Here is a 380-nt window from a genome sequence, read left to right on the forward strand (position 1 = left end):
CGCGCCGCCGCATCCCGCCGCCCCACCTCCAGCAGCTCGGGCGTGAGGTCGGAGGCGATCACGTCGCCGCCGGCCAGCGCGGCCGGGATGGCGGCGTTCCCCGACCCCGCGGCGATGTCGAGCACCCTGTCGCCGGGCTTCACCCCGCAAGCCTCGACCAGGACGGGCCCGAGGGCCCCGACGACCTCCTTGGCGACCGCCGGGTAGTCGCCGAGCGCCCACATGGTCCGGTGCTTCGCCTTGAGCGCGCGGTCAGCGTCGCGCGCGCCTGCCGTGTCGGTCATGCCGTCCGCCTCCTTCGCCTGGTGCCGAACCGACCCCGAGCCGAACCCCCGTACCGCACCCCCGTGCCGAGCCCCCGTGCCGAGCCCCCGTACCCG

General features: G+C 76.8%; 1 pseudogene. It reads right to left on the reverse strand.

The features are described 5' to 3' along the window. Positions 1–284 (reverse strand): annotated as a pseudogene (locus G3I78_RS50935) (SAM-dependent methyltransferase); the annotation flags it as partial. Between the last annotated feature and the right edge of the window lie 96 nt (positions 285–380).

Source organism: Streptomyces sp. SID13726 (assembly GCF_010548375.1).
Taxonomy (GTDB): Bacteria; Actinomycetota; Actinomycetes; order Streptomycetales; family Streptomycetaceae; genus Streptomyces.